Genomic DNA, 12,672 nt, shown 5'->3' with positions numbered 1-12,672 from the left:
CCCTACCCCGCCACCCACAGCGCCATTGCGGCGATCGCCACGGCGAGGCGGCTGACCCAGTCGCGCGCCGCGAACACGACCGGATCGTCATGCAGCACGCCGCGCACCGCCTTGAGCCAGATGCGCACGATCCAGAACAGGAACACCGGCACCATGATCCAGAGGTAGACCGGGTTGCTGTAGCGTTCGAGCATCTGCTGGTCCTGCAGGTAGAGGCTCAGCACCAGCGCGGCCATCTGGCCGGCGGCCACGCCGGCGCACAACACCAGCGGCAGGTCGACCGGATGGTAGTTGCGGTCCTTCTCCATCTGGCTGACCTCGGCCTGCGATCCGTTCAGCTCGACGTAGCGCTTGGCGAGCGCAAGGCTCAGGAAGACGAAGAGCGAGAACGACAGGATCCAGAACGAGAGCGGAAGGCCGGTGGCGGCGGCACCGGCGGCCACCCGCACGGTGTACAGCGCGGCCAGCGAAAAGACATCGACGATGGCGCGCCGCTTCAGGAAGAAGGAGTAGCTCGTGGTCAGCACCAGGTAGGCGAGCAGGACCTCGACGAACCTGGCCGGCAGCAGGAGCAGCGACAGCAGCAGCGACGCACCGCACAGGGCCGCGGACATGGCCAGCCCCGTCGATGCGCGGATCTCGCCCGAGGCGAACGGCCTGAGCCGCTTGCGCCTGTGCCGGCGATCCGAATCCAGGTCGAGCAGGTCGTTGATGATGTAGATCCCCGAAGCCATGAAGCCGAATGCGATAAAGGCCAGCGCGGCGTCGGAGACGATGCGCCAGGAAAGCTCGTGCAGCACCGGCATCAACGGCAGGAAGACGAGCACGTTCTTGAGCCACTGATGCAGGCGTATCGCATACAGATAGCGCGCCAGCGAGGTGGACCCCGGCTTGATGTGTGCGTCGATACGCGTCTCGCGTGCCGCGCGCCGGACCAGCGACGCGGACCGGCTGACCACCACCGCGCTGTCGGCGCCGCGCCAGACCTCCAGGTCGACCGCCCGGTCGCCCAGATAGCAGAAGCTGCCGCCCGCCGCATCGACCTGCATGGCGGCCAGCTTGCGGTGGCCGCCCAGGTTGCGCTCCCCGTCGGAAGCGAGCACCGCATCGAACATCTTCAGGTGCTCGGCGATCCGCCGGGCGAACTTGAAGTCGCTCGCCGTGGTCAGCACGATGCGCCAGCCGGCGGCCCGTGCGTCGCGGACGAACTGGAGCACCTCGGGGCGATACGGCAGCGTCGTCACGTCGATGTCGACGCGCGACGCCACCTGGCGCTTGAGGAAGGCCTTGCCGTGCATCCACCAGGCCGGAAGGTTCAGCACCGCGAGCGGCGAGGCGCGCAGCAGCTTCAGCAGCGATTCGTGCAGCAGGTCGGTGGCGATCAGCGAACCGTCGAGGTCGACGTAGAGGGTGCTGGTGGCGTTCAAGGGAGCATCTCCCGGGCTCTCGGCAGTGGCCGGGTTCAGCCGCGGGCCAGAACCAGCACGCCGGCAAGGATGATGACGATGCCGAACAGCCGCGTCGACGTGAGCTGCTCGCCGAAGATCTGCCATGCGAGCACCGCCGCGATGACGTAGCCGAGCGACAGCAGCGGATACGCGACCGTGACGTCGACCCGCGTCAGGGCCACGATCCACAGGCCGGCGCTCACGAAGTAACACGCGAGTCCCAGCGCGATCCAGGGCTGCGTGCTCGCCCCGAACACGGCCGACGCCAGCGATGCGCCGCTCGTCAGCGACACCGGGCCGATCGCCCTGGCCCCGGCCTTGAGAAGCAACTGAGCGACCGAATTGAGAAGAACACCGGAGAGGATGATGGAGAACGTGCCGAGGGTCATGTGCGGAGAGCGGCGCGCACGGCGAGCCGGAAGTGGATATCGAACGGGGACACGCCATGCATCGAGTTCATGGCATCCGGCGATGGTTCCGACGGGTGCGGCAAGGGCACGTAGGACGATGGACGACGAACGCCCCGGTGGCGTCTGACGCAGAGGGGTCCTCGGTGAAGAGAGGAGCGCTCGGCTCCTTGCGCCGGATCCGGCCTCGAAGGGAAAATCTCGTCAACTCAGCACACGGAGGGCCGCCGCCATGCCCGACGAAAACGCGAAGTTCGACAAGGGTGCCCTGTCCCTGATCGAGTCTCTCAAGGGACGGCGCAAGCCCGCCAAGCGCGCGCCCCGGAAGGACGCGGCGGCGCCGGCCGAGAAACCGCCGGCCAAGACGGCGGTCCAGCGGCGCGCTACAGGGCGGTTCTAGCCTGCCGCCCGCTCCCAGGCGGCATGGCGTTCAAGGTGCGAGGACCAGTTTTCCGAGCGTCGATCCGGCGTCGAGCAATTCGTGCACGCGGCGCGCATCGGCCAGCGGATGCACCTGAGTCGGCGGCGCCTTGACCGCGCCGCTGCGCATCAGTGCGATGGCGCTCTCCATCAGGCCCCGCCGCTGCGAGCGATCCTGGTCGAAGGTGTGGATCGAGAAGGTCCGCACCGCGAGGCTCTTGCTGAGCAGCGAGCGCAGTTCCATGAACACGTCGCGCGAAGGCGGCCCGCCGGCGATGTTGTAGGAGATCGCGGTGCCCAGCGGCGCGAGGGAGCGGATGCAGGCGATCAGCAACTCGCCGCCCACGTGATCGAAGGCCAGGTCCACGCCGCGACCGCCGGTGGCTTCGAGCACACGGGCCGGAAGACCCGTCGGCTCGCCGTCGACCAGCGTGGTCACGCCGTGGGCCAGCGCATGCGCCTGCTTGGCCGGCGTGGAAGCGGTGCCGATCACGGTCATTCCGTGATGGCGCGCGAGTTGCACCAGCGCGGTCGCGACGCCGCCTGCGGCCCCGAGCACCAGGATCGAGCGCACCGGCAGGCCGCCGTTGGTGCCCAGCAGCATGGCCTGGGCCAGTTGCAGGTTGCCGAGGCTGCAGGCGTCGGTATCGCTGATTTCGTCCGGCAGCGCGAACGGCGCGTCGGCCGGCACCGCGATGTATTGCGCGTAGCAACCGCCTCGCTCGGGCAGCTCGCGCGAACTGACGAACACGCGCTCGCCAACGCGCGCGGGATCGACGCCGCTGCCGACGGCCACGACGGTGCCGGCCATCTCGTTGCCCGGAATCGCAGGCAACGGCGGCATCCATTTGTAGGTGCCGTTGCGGATCAGGACGTCCGGGCCGCCGGCGCCGATCGCGGCGGCGCGGACCAGCACCTGGCCGGGTCCGCACTGCGGCACCGGCAGCTCGACCTGCTCGAGCGCGTCGGGTCCGCCCGGCACCCGCACCTGAATGGCTTGCATCGTCTGCATGCTCTCTGTTCCTCGGCGCGTTCAGCGCTGGCCGTCGTGCACGGAGACCTTCTCCTTGGTCAGGCCACCGAGGCGGGCATGCACGCGGCCACCGGTGCCCATGAGCAGCGCGAACAGGATCTCGTTGGGGCGCGGCGCATCCTGGATACCGATCTCCATCGAGTTGTAGTGGCTGCGCACGTAAGCCGCGTGGATGTAGTGCAGCGGCACCATCAGCCGGTAGCCGGCCGATGCGACGGCCTTGGACGAAGGCACGATGGCCTTGGGCTCGCCGAGCACCTCTCGCATCGCCCAGCCGCCGGCCTCGTGCCAGACCGCGCCGTGCTCGAGTTCGCCGTTCACGCCGACGATCGCGGCCTTGCTGTAGACCTCGACCTTGTCGCGACCCAGCAGCTCGACCAGCTCGGTCGCGAGCAAGGTGCCGAGCGTGCGCAGCTCGGCCATGAACGGCATCAGGTCGGGCTCGTAGCGGCCCGCATAGGGGTTGCGGACGACCGCGCAGGCGGCGGCCAGCTTCAGCGGCGTCGGGGCCGGCGGACCGCCTTCGTGGTAGATGGTCTCGACGTTCAGGCTGCGTTTGCGGATCTCGATCAGGGACATCGGGGGAACCTCACTGTTTGGGAATGTGTGCGTCATTGACGATGGTCGTCCATTTCTGGAGTTCCGTGCTCACCATCGCGGTCATTTGCTCGGGCGTGCTGCCGCGTGCCTCGCCGCCCATGTCCTCCAGCCGGGCGCGCACATCGGGCACCTGCAGCGCCTTGAGTGCCGCGCCGCGAAGTTGCTCGACGATCGGCCGCGGCGTGCCCGCGGGCGCCATCAGGCCGGCCCACGAGGTGACCTCGTAGCCTGCCACACCCTGCTCCGCCACCGTGGGCAGCTCGGGCATCGCGCTCCAGCGCTGCGCGCCCGTGGTGGCGAGCGCGCGCAGCTTGCCGGCCTTGATGTTGGTCATCACCGCGGTCGGCGGCGCGATGATCATCGGCACCTCGCCGCCCAGCAGCGCCGTGACCGAGGCGGCGTCGCCGCGGTACGGCACGTGCAGGATCTCGGCCTTGGCGCTGCGCACGAGCAGTTCGCCCGCCAGGTGGTGCGTCGAGCCGACGCCGGCCGAGCCGTAGGACACGCCCTTGGCGTCGGCGCGGGCGGCCCCAAGCAATTGCGAGAGGCTCTGATAGGGCGAATCCGCGCGCACCACGATCAGGAAGGGGAAATAGGTGACCGTGGAGATCATCTGGAAGTCGCTGACGGTCTGATAGGCGAGCTTGTTGTAGAGCGCGCCGGCGACCGCATGGCCTCCGGTCGCCAGCAGCAGCGTGTAGCCGTCGGGCCTGGCGCGTGCGACCGTGGTCGCGGCAATGGTGCCGCCGGCGCCGGTCTGTGCCTCGATCACGAAAGGCTGGCCGAGGGTCCTGGTCATCTCGGCGCCGACGACGCGCGCGATGGTGTCGGCGTTGCCGCCGGCCGCGAAGCCTTGATAGATCCGGATCGGCCGATCCGGGTAAGCCTGTGACCAGGCGGGAACCGTCGAAACTGTGCAGGCAAGGCCGAGGCCTGCAGCGAGAAATGCTCTGCGCCGCATGGTGTGTCTCCGTTCTTGTTTCTATCGATGGATCGCGCCGCGCCGCCTGCGCGTGCCGCGTGCCCCGGCACCCCGCCGGGGACTTCGGACGCGAGGCTCAGGCCTGCTGCACGATCGGATTGCGCAGGACGCCGATGCCTTCGATCTCGACTTCGCACACGTCGCCGGGCTTCATGAAGCGCGGCGGCTTCTTGCTCCAGCCCACGCCCGCCGGGGTGCCGGTCGCGATCACGTCGCCGGGCACGAGCGTGAAGATCGTGGAGGCATAGCTGATCAGCTTCGGGATGCTGAAGATCATGTGGCCGGTGTGGCTGCTCTGCACCACTTCGCCGTTGAGCCGCGTTTCGAGCTTGAGTTCGCGCCCCGGCGCGATCTCGTCGGCGGTGACCATCCACGGCCCGAAGCCGCCGGTGGATTCGAAGTTCTTGCCCGAGGCGATCTGTTTGGCGTGGAACTGCCACTCGCGCACGCTGCCGTCGTTGTAGCAGGCGTAGCCGGCCACGTGGTCGAAGGCGTCGGCCTCCGCGATGTCGCGGCCACCACGGCCGATGATCACCGCAAGCTCCCCCTCCCAGTCGAGCGACTCCGACACGCGCGGACGCACGATCGGCTGCTCGTGCGCGCACTGCGAGCGCCACACGCGCAGGAAGATCGGCGGCTGCTCCGACAGCTCCCGCTGCATGCCGGCCGCGAGCACTTCCTGGTGATGGTCCATGTAGTTGCGCACCGCGCAGACGATCTTCTCGGGCCGCGGGATCACGGGCAGGTAGGTGATGTCGGCGAGCTTCGCGACCGGCGCGAGGCCTTCCACATGCTGCGCGGCCTGCTTGTGGCCGTCCGCCGCGATGTAGTCGGCCAGGCTCGCATGCTGCGGGAACGCGCGGCCCAGATCGACGACGCTGTCGCCGACGACGGCGCCCCAGGTCTCGCGGCCCTGGTGGACAAAGGAAAGTAGCTTCATGGTTGAGGGACTCCGGTGGATGAAGGCGAAAAGTGAATGGGGGGATGTCCGATCAGTTCGGCGCGGGCGACTGGCGGGCGAACTGCGCCTGCCACTGCGCGAGCGGCATGAAGCTCGGGTCGCGGCGGCAGATGGCCTCGGTCTCGCGCATCAGCGTCTCGTCGTCCTTGGAGAGATCGAGCGGGTCGCCATGCGGCTGCGAGACGTAGAACGGGGTATCGACGTAGACCTCGACCGTGTTGCCCTCGGGGTCGAGCATGTAGACCGACAGCGCATTGCCGTGGTTGAGCCCGCGGACCTCGGTGGCGCCGCGTGCCGCCGCGCGCGCCGAGATGTCGCGCAGGTGCTGGATGCTCGGCACCACGAAGGAGATCTGCATCACGGTGCTGAAGGTGGCCTCCTTCGGGCGGCCCGACGCGATCACGAGCTGGTGGTGCTGGTCGGCGCTCGCGCTCGTGAACACCAGCGTGTTCTTGAAGGTGCGCCCTTCCCCGCGGTCGGTGATCGTGAGATCGAAGGTCTCGGTATAGAACGCCACCATGCGTTCGAGATCGGTCACGTAGATCCCGAAATGCGAGGGCGTGGGTCGGCTGACCTTGAGCATGCAGTCTCCAGTTGTGGTGGTTGTGGCGAAACGCGGCTCTGCGCCGCTTGCGCGTGAAAAGTGCCGCGGCCTACCGTTCGGCGCCTTCGGCATGCCGCAGCGCGGCGAGCACGTTGCGCTGCGTGCTCAGGATGTGCTCCTCGAGCAATGCGCAGGCCGTGTCGGCGTCGCGCCGCAGCGCCGCATCCATCAGCTTGCGATGCTCGTTCGACTTGCGCCGCGCGCTTCGGCGAAAGCGTGCCGAGTAGCGTCGGTAGCGCTCGGCCTGATCGAACAGGCTGGCGCCCCAGGCGCGCTGACGCTCCGAGGGACAGGCCTCGACCAGCGCGAGATGGAAGGCCCGGTGAAGCCCGCTCCATTCCTCGTCGAGCACCACGGGGCCGTCACTCAGCCGCGACTCGACCTTTTCGAGCCGGTGAAACGCGGCGATCACGGTCGCCTCCCAGGCATCGTCGCCGTGCGCGATGGATTCGCGCAACGCCGGCACGTCGAGCATCACGCGCATGTGCGTGATGTCGGCCAGGTCCTCGGCGGAGATCGGTGCGACACGGAAGCCGCGCCGCTCGTCGGCGCGCACCAGGCCCTCTTGCGAAAGCCGGCTCAGCGCCTCGCGCAGCGGGCTGCTCGAATAGCCGTAGAGGCCCTGCAACTCGTCGAGCTTGAGCTTCGCGCCCGCGGCAAAGGCGCCCGCGAGCACGTCGGCGCGCAGGCGCGTGAAAGCCTGCTCGACCAGCGGCGGCGGGTTCGAAATGGGGTCTGCGTTTTGCATGGATCTGATTTTATGCACAAAACAAGATTGCTTGCACAATATTTTCTGGGCTTGCGGATCATCGTCTGCGCCACGACTTCGGCGGCGAGCCGAAGATCTGGACCGTGGCGCTCAGCGGCTGGGCGCAGGCATCGGACCGGGATCACACGAAAGCAGCGTCCTTCGACGACCACCTGGCCAAGCCGCCCGGGGTTGCCGAGTTGCGGGCGGTCTTGTCGATGGCGCGACAGTCGAGGCATGTCGCTCGTTAGCCGGATTCCCGCGCCCGCTGCACGATGGTTCGAGCGTTGAACGGAATGCTCGAACTTCCTGCTCGCTCAACCCGTCGATCATGGCGCCAGACATTCGCGCGAGTGCCAGCGCCCCGACCGCTGCGCGAGGGGAAGCGCGACTTGGCTGCCGTCGAAGAGTATGTCGATGCGTTGGTGAATTCCACGAATGCAAGGGTAGCCCTGTCCCAAACGGGTGAGCCGCTTTAACCAAGGCGCTCTCAACCCGCGGGGAAAGCTTCTTTTCACGGCCCGCAGCAATGCGGGGCCCGAAGAACAGGACGGGCCGGAAACGAGGCGCTGCCATCAGATTGCTTGCGGAAGACCCCGCGTGGCAAGATTCGCTTTCGGCAACCCCGCTGCCCGGCATGAACGACGCCCACTCGAAGGCCAGTTCCCTGGTCGCCAACTGGCGACCGAAGCCAATTCTCGCAATCCATGAGGCGCGCACCATGGAGGATGAGTTCTTCAGGCTGACCTTTCCTGGGCCTTACCTGGTCGCCGTCTCCTTCTATCACGTGGACGGCCGTCCCGACCTCATGCGGGTGCGCTCTGCCAACTGGCGCACGCAGGACGAGCCCAACGGAATCTTTCGGATCGAGGACTGCCGCGAGTTCTATGGACGACTGAGAAGGGCCGGATTCGAATGAAGAGAAAGGCGGCACCGCGCGTGTCCGTCTTCGGAAAGGAGTTCCGATGTTTGCTGGTCACATGGGTGTCGGCCTGGCCCTGCAGCGCGCCGAGCGGCGTGTGAATGTGGGCGTGTTCGTCGCAGCCGGGCTGTTGCTCGACATGGTGTTGTGGCTCTTCGTGTTGCTGGGCTGGGAGACCGTCACGCTGCCTGCGGACTTCACCAGGACGCATCAGCCGGAATTCACGTTCCCCTACTCGCATGGGTTGCTGGCCGCCATCGGCTGGTCCGCGCTGGCGGGAGCGACGGCGTTCGCCGCGTACGGTCGCCTCGGACCTTCGAGGAAGCGCGTCGCCGCACTGGTCGCCGCCGCCGTCTTCTCGCACTGGCTTCTGGATGCGCTGGTTCACAGGCCCGAGCTGCCACTGGCCGGCTTCGGCTCGCCCCGCGTGGGCCTCGGCCTGTGGCAGAACATGTCGGTTGCATTGGCCGTCGAGGCCGCGATCGTGGTCTTCGGCCTTTGTCTTTTTCTCCCCGGATGCCACCTGTCCCGGGGCAGGCGGGCCGCACTCGCCATCCTGACGCTGGTCGTTCTTGGCTTCACGGTCGTCGGCATGACAAGTGCCCAACCTCCGCCGTCGCCGAAGGCCATGGCATTCAGCTCGCTGGCCGCCGTTCTCCTGGTCTGTGCGCTGGCGGGCTGGCTTGCGAAGCTGCCATCCATGCGGCGCTGATGCGGTGGCATCGGTGCTCCACAATCCCGGGCATGGCAAGAACGAGCGCCTCCCTTCGGAACCGACTGCTGTCGATGGCCATCGGCGCCATCCTGCCGGTGGCGCTCATGTCCGCGCTTGCGTTGGGTGCCATGCTGCAGAACCAGAGAGACGAGATCTCGCAGAGCACGCTTCGACTGGCCCGCGCGATCGCGACTGCCATCGACAACGAGCTGCGACTCACGGCAGCAGCCCTACAGGCCTTGGCGCTCGTCGACCAGATGCGTGAAGTGGAGGCAGGCCCGGGAAACCTCCGCTTTGCCCATGAACTCGCGAAGTCGGTGCGCGACTCGCATCCGGAATGGCGAGGCGTGGTCCTGGCAAAGCCGAACGGCGACGTTCTCTTCGGGACCGAGAGCCAGCTCGGATCAGTCAAATGGAGCGTCATGGAGCCGGACAGTTTCCGGGAGGCCGTGCGCCTTGACACGCCGGTCGTCGGCCCGGTCACCCGTGGTCCGCGAGGCACTCAGGGCTTCACCGTGCGCGTTCCGGTCAAGCGCGGCGGAGAGCTCGCCTATGTCCTGACTGCGATCGTCAGCCCGGACGCGATCCATCGGGTCATCGAGCGTCAGGAGGTACCCGAAGGATGGGTGGTTTCGGCCTTCGATTCGAACAACGTGCGGGTGGCGAGATCGCATCGCAACGAGGAATCGTTCGGCACCAGACCGGGCCCTACGCTCGAAGCGCTCCTCGCAGGCATGGGCACGTCGAACGAAGCCACGGGCTTCACGTCGACCGTGGAGGGACAGAAGGTGCGCTCCGCAGTCGTTCGCATCCCTTGGGCGGGGTGGACCATCGCGCTGGGGGCGCCCACCTCTGCGTTGAACCGGTCCCTGTGGAGCTCCGGTTCTGCCTATGGCGGGGGGCTGGCGATCTCGCTTCTGCTGGCAGCTCTCGCAGCATGGCAGATCGCCAGGAGCATCGCTCGGCCGGTGGCAGCCTTGCGGGACGACGCCAAGGCCCTGGGCCAGGGCCTGCCCATCACCGGTGCGAGCACCGGCATCGGCGAGATCGACGAAGTCTCGGAAGCGCTCGTCGAGGCCGCGACGCTGCGCGGGCGGCAAGAGGCCGAGCGGGAAGAGCTGCTTACCAAGACGCTGGCTGCACGGGGCGCGGCAGTGGCAGCGCAGCGGCGGCTGCAAATCCTGGCCAACGCGAGCGACCAGTTGTCGCATTCTCTCGAGGAGTCGGCCGTCCTGGAGAGCATCGGATCGATCGTCGTGCCTCAGATCGCCGATTTCTGTCGCATCGACCTGATGGACGAGCGCGGCGTGCTGCAACGGAAGCTCACGCACCATTCAGACCCCCTGCGCGCGGAGACGATCAGGGAGTTCGTGGCGAATCGGACATCGTCCGCCGAGACACCAGGCTCGTTTCCGTACGTCGTGAAGACAGGCGACATGTACACGCGGAATCTCGAACCGGGAGATCTCGCGGAATTCAACGACCCGAGCTTCCGGCACTTCGCCGAGCTCGTGGGACTGCGGGCCGTTTGTGCCGTCCCGCTGATCGCGCGTGGTCGCACGATCGGCGCCATGGCCGCGCTCCAGGCAGAGTCCGGTCGCCACTTCGCCGCGGAAGATGCTGCGCTGATCGCCGAACTGGCGCACCGCACCGCACTGGCGTTGGACAACGTCCGGATGTTCAGCGAGTCCGAAGTGGCACTGAAGCACGCGCAGGTCGCCAACCGGGCCAAGGACGAGTTCCTCGCCATGCTGGGGCACGAGCTGCGCAACCCGCTCGCGCCGATCATCATGGCCCTGGAACTCATGAAGCGCAGGGACCCGACCGCCTTTGCCCGCGAGCGCGAGATGATCGACCGCCAGGCCAGGCATCTCGTGCGCATGGTGGACGACCTCCTGGACGTCTCGCGTATCGCGGCGGGCAAGATCAAGCTGAACTTCGAGAACGTGGACCTGGAGCAGGTGATCGGTCGCGCGCTGGAACTCTGCGCGCCGGCGTTCGAGAAGCGCGACCCGCCTCGGGTCGTCCTGCCCGCGAAGACCGTTCATGTGCGCGGCGATGCACTGCGGCTCACTCAGGTGCTGTGCAATCTCCTGACGAACGCGTCGAAGTTCACCCCGCGCGACAAGGGCATCGTGGTCGAGTTGAGTCCCGACGGGAGCGAGGCTTTGCTGACTGTCACCGACGAAGGCCAGGGGATCTCGTCGGCCCTTCTGCCTCACGTCTTCGAACAGTTCGTGCAGGGCGAGCAAGGCCTCTCGCGCAGCAGCGGCGGACTGGGGCTCGGCCTTGCCATCGCCAAGAACGTCGTCGAGCAGCACGGCGGGACGATTCGGGCAGACAGCGCCGGCCCCGGACAAGGAAGCTGCTTCACCATTCGTCTGCCCGCGCTGCGCGTGAACGAGCCCATGCCATCGCGGCCTCTGGACGGAGCCGCGTCCTTGGCCGCTGCCGCAAGGCCCCGACGGATTCTCGTCGTCGACGACAACGCGGATGCGGCCGAGAGTCTGGCTGGCATGCTCGTGAGCGAAGGCCACGAGGTACGCACGGCCTCCTCGGCGGTGCAGGCTCTGGAGGTCTTGCGGAACTTCGACGCCGAAGCGGCGCTGATCGACATCGGATTGCCGGGCATGAACGGCTATGAACTCGCTCGCGCGCTGCGAGCCGATGTCGGAACCCGCGCAATGAAGCTCATCGCGCTGACCGGATTCGGGCAGGAGTCGGACAGGCGGCAAGCCATCGATGCAGGCTACGACACGCACCTGGTCAAGCCGGCTCGGCCTGAGGACATAGCGAAGTCCCTTGGCGTGGAATAGGTCTGCAGCTTTCGGGAGCCGAGCCAAGCCTGGCTGATGCCCAGGATGCATCAATAGGACCAAATCTTGCAATTCTCTTGAAGAAACGAGGATTGCAAACTTCGTCTCCAGAACGGATGCCAATTTTGGGCATTCGACCAAGGAGACGACATTGGAAGCACAGCAAGACCAGCTGCAATCGTGGATCGGACGGAGCGAAAGGGTCGAAGACACGATCAATCCCACCCCGGTGGTTGCACTCACCGCGACCCTGGACCATCCGGCGATGGCGGTCGAATCGGGCACGCCGCTCCCGCCCCTGTGGCATTGGCTTTACTTCCTGCCGATGCACCGGCAAAGCGAGATCGGGGCAGACGGCCACGCCAGGCGCGGCGGCTTCCTTCCACCCGTTCCGCTGCCCCGGCGTATGTGGGCCGGCAGCCAGTTCGAGTTCCGCTCGCCGATCCGAGTGGGTGATCGAGTCACGCGAACCTCGACCATCGACAACGTCACGACCAAGGAAGGCCGCACCGGCAAGCTCGTGTTCGTGAAGGTGCGCCACGAGGTGCGGTGCAACGAGGCCCGCGAGCCGGCGCTGGTCGAGTTCCATGACATCGTCTACCGCGAGGCCCAGGGACCGAGCGACGTCGCACCGCCACCCCAGACCGCGCCGGTCGAGGCCGCGTGGCGCCGCCAGGTCGTGCCGGACGACGTGCTGCTGTTCCGTTACTCGGCCTTGACTTTCAATGGCCACCGCATCCACTACGACCGCCGCTACGTGACCGAGGTCGAAGGCTATCCGGGCCTGATCGTGCACGGTCCGCTGATCGCGACGCTCCTGATGGACCTGCTGCGCCGCCAGATGCCGGACGCGGACGTGGCGAGCTTCCGCTTCAAGGCGGTCCGTCCGACCTTCGACCTGAATCCCTTCCACGTCAGCGGCCAACCGCAGGCCGACGGCAAGACGATCCATCTCTGGGCCTCGGACCACGAGGGCTGGCTGACCATGGACGCCACCGCGGTGCTGCGCTGACCCC

The 12,672-nt window shown here is 67.3% G+C and carries 13 protein-coding genes; 5 read left to right on the top strand and 8 right to left on the bottom strand.

The window, feature by feature from the left end:
- Positions 1-2 precede the first annotated feature (2 nt).
- Positions 3-1,427, bottom strand: coding sequence for a UbiA family prenyltransferase (locus WKW77_RS06185; protein WP_340355964.1), 1,425 nt, complete (start codon positions 1,425-1,427; stop codon positions 3-5).
- Positions 1,428-1,462: 35 nt separating this feature from the next.
- Positions 1,463-1,837: an SMR family transporter gene (locus WKW77_RS06180; protein ID WP_340355963.1), complete on the bottom strand. Its 375-nt coding sequence runs from the start codon at positions 1,835-1,837 to the stop codon at positions 1,463-1,465.
- 250 nt (positions 1,838-2,087) lie between these two features.
- Between WKW77_RS06180 and WKW77_RS06175 the strand changes: the two genes are divergently transcribed.
- Positions 2,088-2,255 carry a hypothetical protein gene (locus WKW77_RS06175; RefSeq protein WP_340355962.1) on the top strand — a complete coding sequence of 56 codons (168 nt, stop codon included), beginning with the start codon at positions 2,088-2,090 and terminating at the stop codon, positions 2,253-2,255.
- A 30-nt stretch (positions 2,256-2,285) separates the two neighbouring features.
- On the opposite strand, the gene WKW77_RS06170 is transcribed toward WKW77_RS06175, so the two are convergent.
- The 6 genes from WKW77_RS06170 to WKW77_RS06145 form a co-directional block, all read right to left on the bottom strand.
- Positions 2,286-3,287: a zinc-dependent alcohol dehydrogenase family protein gene (locus WKW77_RS06170; protein WP_340355961.1), complete on the bottom strand. Its 1,002-nt coding sequence runs from the start codon at positions 3,285-3,287 to the stop codon at positions 2,286-2,288.
- Positions 3,288-3,308: 21 nt separating this feature from the next.
- Positions 3,309-3,887 (bottom strand): amino acid synthesis family protein, encoded by a 579-nt coding sequence (locus WKW77_RS06165; protein ID WP_340355960.1) that lies wholly within the window; start codon positions 3,885-3,887, stop codon positions 3,309-3,311.
- Between the two features lie 10 nt (positions 3,888-3,897).
- Entirely contained in the window at positions 3,898-4,869 is a 972-nt protein-coding gene (locus tag WKW77_RS06160) for a Bug family tripartite tricarboxylate transporter substrate binding protein (RefSeq protein ID WP_340355959.1), read from the bottom strand.
- Between the two features lie 97 nt (positions 4,870-4,966).
- A complete protein-coding gene (locus WKW77_RS06155; RefSeq protein ID WP_340355958.1) occupies positions 4,967-5,830 on the bottom strand; it encodes a fumarylacetoacetate hydrolase family protein in 864 nt (287 codons plus the stop codon).
- A gap of 52 nt (positions 5,831-5,882) precedes the next feature.
- On the bottom strand, positions 5,883-6,434 hold the full coding sequence (locus tag WKW77_RS06150) for a VOC family protein (RefSeq protein WP_340355957.1): 552 nt from the start codon (positions 6,432-6,434) through the stop codon (positions 5,883-5,885).
- Between the two features lie 70 nt (positions 6,435-6,504).
- The gene (locus tag WKW77_RS06145) at positions 6,505-7,221 is read right to left on the bottom strand and encodes a GntR family transcriptional regulator (protein WP_422823131.1); all 717 of its coding nucleotides are present in this window, start codon (positions 7,219-7,221) and stop codon (positions 6,505-6,507) included.
- 562 nt (positions 7,222-7,783) lie between these two features.
- On the opposite strand from WKW77_RS06145, the gene WKW77_RS06140 reads away from it, so the two are divergent.
- The 4 genes from WKW77_RS06140 (at position 7,784) to WKW77_RS06125 (ending at position 12,668) form a co-directional block, all read left to right on the top strand.
- Entirely contained in the window at positions 7,784-8,122 is a 339-nt protein-coding gene (locus WKW77_RS06140; protein WP_340355955.1) for a hypothetical protein, read from the top strand.
- A gap of 46 nt (positions 8,123-8,168) precedes the next feature.
- Positions 8,169-8,837 carry a hypothetical protein gene (locus WKW77_RS06135; RefSeq protein ID WP_340355954.1) on the top strand — a complete coding sequence of 223 codons (669 nt, stop codon included), beginning with the start codon at positions 8,169-8,171 and terminating at the stop codon, positions 8,835-8,837.
- Between the two features lie 32 nt (positions 8,838-8,869).
- On the top strand, positions 8,870-11,656 hold the full coding sequence (locus tag WKW77_RS06130) for a hybrid sensor histidine kinase/response regulator (protein WP_340355953.1): 2,787 nt from the start codon (positions 8,870-8,872) through the stop codon (positions 11,654-11,656).
- Between the two features lie 151 nt (positions 11,657-11,807).
- Positions 11,808-12,668 carry an HTD2 family dehydratase gene (locus tag WKW77_RS06125; protein WP_340355952.1) on the top strand — a complete coding sequence of 287 codons (861 nt, stop codon included), beginning with the start codon at positions 11,808-11,810 and terminating at the stop codon, positions 12,666-12,668.
- Positions 12,669-12,672: the final 4 nt, after the last annotated feature.

The organism is Variovorax ureilyticus (assembly GCF_037889935.1).
GTDB lineage: Bacteria > Pseudomonadota > Gammaproteobacteria > Burkholderiales > Burkholderiaceae_C > Variovorax > Variovorax ureilyticus.
This window is presented reverse-complemented; position numbering and strand designations above follow the sequence as displayed.